Raw genomic sequence first — 5,103 nt, 5'->3', positions numbered from 1 at the left:
TGATTAGTTTTTCGAAACCCTCCGATATCGTCTCCGTAATTTATTGCAGATCTGGGGCCTTCCGCCCTTTTCTGACCTGCGACATCGACTATCGAATCCTTCAGCTCTTCCAGGCCCTCTCCAGTGATTGCAACCGTCGGAACTACCGGGCAGCCCAACAACCGGGAGAGCTTCTCCACATCAATCCTCATCCCTCTGGCTGCTACCATATCCCATCTGTTCAAAGCAATGACCAGGTTGGCATCCATTTCAAGCAAGAGCATTGTGAGGTAAAGGTTCCTCTCCAGGTTGCCTCCGTCCACTATATCAACGATGACATCCGGTCTCTCTATAACGATGTAGTCCCTGGCCACAAGCTCGTCAACGGCATGAGCGGTGAGGCTGTAGGTGCCTGGCAGGTCCACCAACTCGATCTGCTGTCCCTTATGAACCAGCCGTCCTGCCTTCTTCTCAACCGTTACGCCGGGAAAGTTGCCCACATTCTGGGATAGCCCAGTCAGGCGATTGAAAATCTCAGTCTTTCCGACATTGGGATTGCCGATAAGTGCTGCTCGAATCATGGATCATCAACCCCTTTAACAAGTATCTTCATGGCAATGCCCCGCCCAAGCGCAATTCTTGAATCCTTCACCATCACAAGCATGGCTCCCGGCGGGCAGGACTTTAGGACTAAAACTCTGGCAGGAGGGGCGAAGCCCATATCCTCGAGATGTCTCACAGCTCCGTGCCCGCCCCGAATTTCAAGCACAGTTCCTGCTCTGCCCTCCGGGAGGAAGGCCAGAGGCAGACTGCCTCCAGATATCGATCCCGTGCTGATCAAGTCAGTCCACCACCAACGTTATGTTCACGGCTTCCCTCTTTCGAAGAGCGAGGCTGTAGCCCTTGAGGAGAATCTCCACTGGATCGCCTGAAGGGGCGAGCCTTACCACCTCCAGCTCTGCGCCCTTTACAAGCCCCATCTCCATCATCCTGCAGCGGAGAGCGCCGCATGAAGACACGACTGCAACCTTTCCTCTCTCGCCCGGCATCATCTCGTTCAGCCTTTTTAATTTTGACATTATGCAGCTTTCACCTCTCAGACCTTAGTATCAATATGAGATCTGTTGATATCATTAGGCCCATAAATCAGTGATCCGAAAAGACTTAGGAAATGGCCGAAAAACCTAATGGATGAAGGAAAATAGGTTTCAGTATATGGGCTGCCCCATCCTCAATGTCAAATGGCTGATGTTGAACTGATGCAATTGATAAAGGAGAAAGCTTTAAGAATGGCGGAAAAATTTGTTCCGCGGCAATTGGATAACTTTGAGCCGCTATTAATATATAGAACGGTGGTTTATGATAAAAAAAGTGGTGCAATGAGATCAATGCAAAGGATTTGGCTAATCTTTCTGATCATCCTAATTACGGGAATATGCACAGCTCAAGTTCCAGACCTCGTGGGCAACTGGACTGGATCTGCGACGGCATATTTTGTTGGTGATGGTGCATATGATCTGGTGGAAGATGATAGGGTCACTCTTATCGTCGTTGAGCAGACAGACCGCCTCATCACAGGAAACATAACCTATATGCACGAAGGAGAAGAGATTGTGGAGGCCTTCGCAGGAGCAATTGGTGCAGATAATAAAACGTTTTATATCGCCGAGAGCAAGGGATATGGCTTTGGAACTATCATCTCCGACGATGAAATCGAGATGTCGTATCTCGAGCAGGGAAAACCAGCGATAGCTTCCATTGATAAATTCCATAGAATAAAAGCATCGTCTGCCCACTAAAAATCCTTTTTCCGCAGTAGCAAGAAGTGAAGGGCTGGTTTGGATATTATTATGCACCAGCCCGATATCTGAGCCACACTGATTCAGTCCAGCAAGGTCTATTGGAGATCAAGCGTTAGAATAATTCTCATCTGCATACCATTGTTAGGAATGGTCGTCCAGTAGCAGCCTTTCCTTATCGTTTCTCCATGAGATTGGTCTAAGAATTCGTATGTTCCATAACCCGTTCTCTCCACGCTTATCCTATTCGAGAGCTCTAAAAGCTGTGGAAAATTCTGATATATTTGAGAGCTTTTATTGAGCAATATCTGAGACGGATCTGTGTCGTACAATTTCGTTGCATCATCTGCTCTGGCTATCCATATCTTGGAGTTTCCGCCAGGCTGGAAGGGAGAAAGAACGTTATCAAAAAACTGGCTGTTGTTAAACAGAAAGCTGACGGTCCCAATGAGAGTTCCATTCCGGTCAAAAACAGGCATCTCCGAGTCGATTGCATATACGCCCTCAACTGCCTTTATGAGATGGAATCCTGAATAGAGCCCAGTATCAATAGTATTATTTATATGCTCCTGGTTCTTCAAATTCTCTCCCTTCACGCTTTCAAATGATGATGGCTCCACCTCCCGTACTGTGCCGGTAGGATCGATTGTAACACAATCAATTGCAGAAGAGTCGGCCAGCATGAGTCTTGATAGGATTTCTCTAGCATCAGGCCCATCGATTCCTGTATCTGAAAGGGCTATGCTGGCATCCATAAGTGCTGTCTCAATTTTGGTGAAATTCGCGTTGACAGCATCCGATGCACAGACTAGCCTCCATAAAGCCTCTCCGCTTGTATTCTGGGGCGAAAAAGCAATATCGTCCAAAGCTCCTTGTTCAAGAGCTGCAACTTCCTGTTTGAGAGGATCAGCATCCTGGCCAGCGATAATGCCTGTTGAGAGGAGCAATCCCAAGACCAGTATGACGGCGCCAAGCTCTTTATAGATCATAAAAACTCACCCAATCATTAATAATATCTATGCTATTTGTAAGTGTCCGTGAACTACTATGTTCTAGTGGATAAGAACTTCCTGCTTCGTCCTTCGCAGAGTGACCTTCAGTCAAGTGTATCCAGCGCTCATCAGGCAACCGAATGGGTATGAAATTCCTATCCGCAGATCAATAATGATATCTATAGAGAACCCCAATCAGGGATTATGGTAAAAAAAACTAAGGGCTCTTCAGGTCTTTCAGAGCCTATGGCAATTTATCAACTCAAGGTGACCCTTGATAGAATAAGGCCGCCGATCTGGAGAAGGATTCAGGTTCGGGGGGATATATCGTTGTTCAAGCTACACAAGATCCTGCAGGAGGTCATGGGCTGGTATGACTGCCATCTGCACCAGTTCTTGATAGATGGTGAGAGCTACAGCATCATCTCCAGGGAAGCTGATATGCTTGGCGATGATTTCAAGGACGAGAAAAAGTTCAGGCTGGATAGAATCATACCCGGGGAGAAGTTCAAGTTCGTTTATGAATATGACTTTGGAGATAGCTGGAGTCACACGATCTTGGTGGAGAAGATCTTCAAGCCTGAAGAGGAACTGGAGCATCCTGTCTGCTTGAAGGGAAAGCGTTCTGCACCTCCCGAGGATTGTGGTGGAGAAAGTGGATACTACCATCTCCTGAAGACCCTCAGAGATAGAAGCCATCCAGAGCATAAGGATATGTTGATGTGGGTGGGAGGGAAATTTGATCCCGAGTATTTTGATGCTGATATGGTTAACGAGCGGCTGAAGAAGATCAGGTGAATATGGCAGCTATCAGAACATAGGTAAATATATGGTGAAGGGGATATAAAGAACCATGCGACAAGTGATCATCTATCCAGGCGAAGATGGCTGCTGGGTAGCGGAAGTTCCTAGCCTTCCCGGATGCATCAGCCAGGGAAGAACCAAAGAGGAGGCCCTTAATAATACCAAAGAGGCAATTCAAGCATACATAGATGCATTAAAAGAGGATGGGATTGCCGTCCCAGAGGAACGCTTCGATGCACTTTTGGCAGTTGCATGAGCAAATTGCCCGTGGTTTCCGGTCAGGACTGTGTCAAAGCCCTTTAGAAGATCGGATTCTACTTCAAACGTCAGGAAGGAAGCCACATTGTCCTGAGACGAGATGATCCTTTCTCACAGGTCATTGTTCCTAATCACAGAGAGCTTGATCGAGGAACGCTGCGGGCGATCATCAGGCAGGCTGGTATGAGCGTTGATGAATTTTCGAAGTTATTATAATTATCTGGCATCTGATCTGAATAGTTTTCCAGGATTTCGCTGCGTATAGATTGACCAATGCTCTAAATCCTCTTAGCAACACCAAAACCAATTCGTTCCCAAGCGATATCCTTCAAGGGATACGGCAGGCTACCTGGATATAGGACAGCGATGATACGGGAGCCATGGTTCCGGTTTGGGATAATGTCTGTCCTATCCCGAGGGCTCGCGCCCCTGTGGGGTGGGATGCGATATGGTTGCATGGATTTATGATGGCAGTGATTGGGGAGCTCTAATTCAGCATGGAATAGGGACTATTGTATCCTCGGAGCTTGCACCCCTGCTATATCGAGATACTGATGATGGTCTTGCTGAAAACACTGGCCTGAGTGATCCCCAATAGCCGCAAGTTATATTTCATTTGTCAGTGATCTATATTAGATATGAGAACTCTCAGCTATCGGATCACTCTGCGCAAGGAACCTGAAGGCGGCTATACTGTTTTAGTCCCGGCACTTCCCGGGTGCATCACCTATGGAAAGACAGTGGAAGAGGCGATCGAGATGGCCAGGGATGCAATCAATGGCTATATTGAAAGCCTGATAGAAGACGGCGAGGCAATTCCTGTAGAAGAGGATCTCATCGAGTGCAGGCTGACAGTGGAGGCCCATGCCTAAGCTGCCATCTCTAACTCCTCAGAAAGTCATAGCGATTATTGAAAAGAAAGGTTTCGTACTGAAGAGAGTTACGGGGAGCCATTATATCTTTGCTCATCCGGAAACGAAGAGAAGGGTCACAGTTCCTTCCCATAGCGACCAGGATATAGCAAGAGGCACACTCATACAGATTTTGGAAGATGCAGGAATAAAAAGAGAAGAGCTTGAAGATCTGCTTTGACTATGAAATTCCTCCTTTGATCTTGTACGACTATAATGGACCACGTTTTGTATTCGTGATAGTAAGTAATCCGCAATCCCTAGTTGCAGATTGGGCAAATGTCTGTCACCTCTCGAGGGCTCGCGCCCCTTGGGGCGAAATGCTGCATGGTTGCCTGGGATTTGTGAAACCGAAATTGC

General features: G+C 47.2%; 10 protein-coding genes. 6 read left to right on the top strand and 4 right to left on the bottom strand.

Annotated elements, in window-relative coordinates; translation table 11 throughout:
- The 3 genes from BP727_RS03430 to BP727_RS03420 all read right to left on the bottom strand — a co-directional run.
- A partial coding sequence (locus BP727_RS03430; RefSeq protein ID WP_286857377.1) for a FeoB small GTPase domain-containing protein occupies nucleotides 1-560 on the bottom strand: 560 nt, incomplete at its 3' end.
- Nucleotides 557-820 carry a FeoA family protein gene (locus tag BP727_RS03425; RefSeq protein ID WP_013718279.1) on the bottom strand — a complete coding sequence of 88 codons (264 nt, stop codon included), beginning with the start codon at nucleotides 818-820 and terminating at the stop codon, nucleotides 557-559. The genes BP727_RS03425 and BP727_RS03430, both read right to left, overlap by 4 nt.
- Nucleotide 821: 1 nt before the next feature.
- Nucleotides 822-1,058 (bottom strand): FeoA family protein, encoded by a 237-nt coding sequence (locus BP727_RS03420; RefSeq protein WP_273278922.1) that lies wholly within the window; start codon nucleotides 1,056-1,058, stop codon nucleotides 822-824.
- A gap of 162 nt (nucleotides 1,059-1,220) precedes the next feature.
- Here BP727_RS03420 and BP727_RS03415 point away from each other — a divergent pair, with 162 nt between their 5' ends.
- Complete coding sequence (locus tag BP727_RS03415; RefSeq protein WP_273278920.1) at nucleotides 1,221-1,778, top strand: hypothetical protein; 558 nt, start codon at nucleotides 1,221-1,223, stop codon at nucleotides 1,776-1,778.
- Nucleotides 1,779-1,876: 98 nt separating this feature from the next.
- Here BP727_RS03415 and BP727_RS03410 read toward each other — a convergent pair whose 3' ends face one another.
- A complete protein-coding gene (locus BP727_RS03410) occupies nucleotides 1,877-2,767 on the bottom strand; it encodes a cache domain-containing protein (protein WP_013718276.1) in 891 nt (296 codons plus the stop codon).
- A gap of 249 nt (nucleotides 2,768-3,016) precedes the next feature.
- Between BP727_RS03410 and BP727_RS03405 the strand changes: the two genes are divergently transcribed.
- The 5 genes from BP727_RS03405 to BP727_RS03390 all read left to right on the top strand — a co-directional run bounded on the left by BP727_RS03405 (nucleotide 3,017) and on the right by BP727_RS03390 (nucleotide 4,924).
- Complete coding sequence (locus tag BP727_RS03405) at nucleotides 3,017-3,568, top strand: plasmid pRiA4b ORF-3 family protein (protein ID WP_157863617.1); 552 nt, start codon at nucleotides 3,017-3,019, stop codon at nucleotides 3,566-3,568.
- 55 nt (nucleotides 3,569-3,623) lie between these two features.
- On the top strand, nucleotides 3,624-3,830 hold the full coding sequence (locus BP727_RS03400) for a type II toxin-antitoxin system HicB family antitoxin (protein ID WP_013718274.1): 207 nt from the start codon (nucleotides 3,624-3,626) through the stop codon (nucleotides 3,828-3,830).
- 50 nt (nucleotides 3,831-3,880) lie between these two features.
- Complete coding sequence (locus BP727_RS13555; RefSeq protein ID WP_232844362.1) at nucleotides 3,881-4,048, top strand: type II toxin-antitoxin system HicA family toxin; 168 nt, start codon at nucleotides 3,881-3,883, stop codon at nucleotides 4,046-4,048.
- A gap of 422 nt (nucleotides 4,049-4,470) precedes the next feature.
- Nucleotides 4,471-4,704 carry a type II toxin-antitoxin system HicB family antitoxin gene (locus BP727_RS03395; protein ID WP_013718273.1) on the top strand — a complete coding sequence of 78 codons (234 nt, stop codon included), beginning with the start codon at nucleotides 4,471-4,473 and terminating at the stop codon, nucleotides 4,702-4,704.
- Nucleotides 4,697-4,924, top strand: coding sequence for a type II toxin-antitoxin system HicA family toxin (locus tag BP727_RS03390; protein ID WP_013718272.1), 228 nt, complete (start codon nucleotides 4,697-4,699; stop codon nucleotides 4,922-4,924). Before BP727_RS03395 ends, BP727_RS03390 begins: the two co-directional genes overlap by 8 nt.
- The last annotated feature ends 179 nt before the right edge of the window (nucleotides 4,925-5,103 follow it).

This window comes from Methanosaeta sp. UBA356, from assembly GCF_002496465.1.
Classification (GTDB): Archaea; Halobacteriota; Methanosarcinia; order Methanotrichales; family Methanotrichaceae; genus Methanothrix; species Methanothrix soehngenii.
This window is presented reverse-complemented; position numbering and strand designations above follow the sequence as displayed.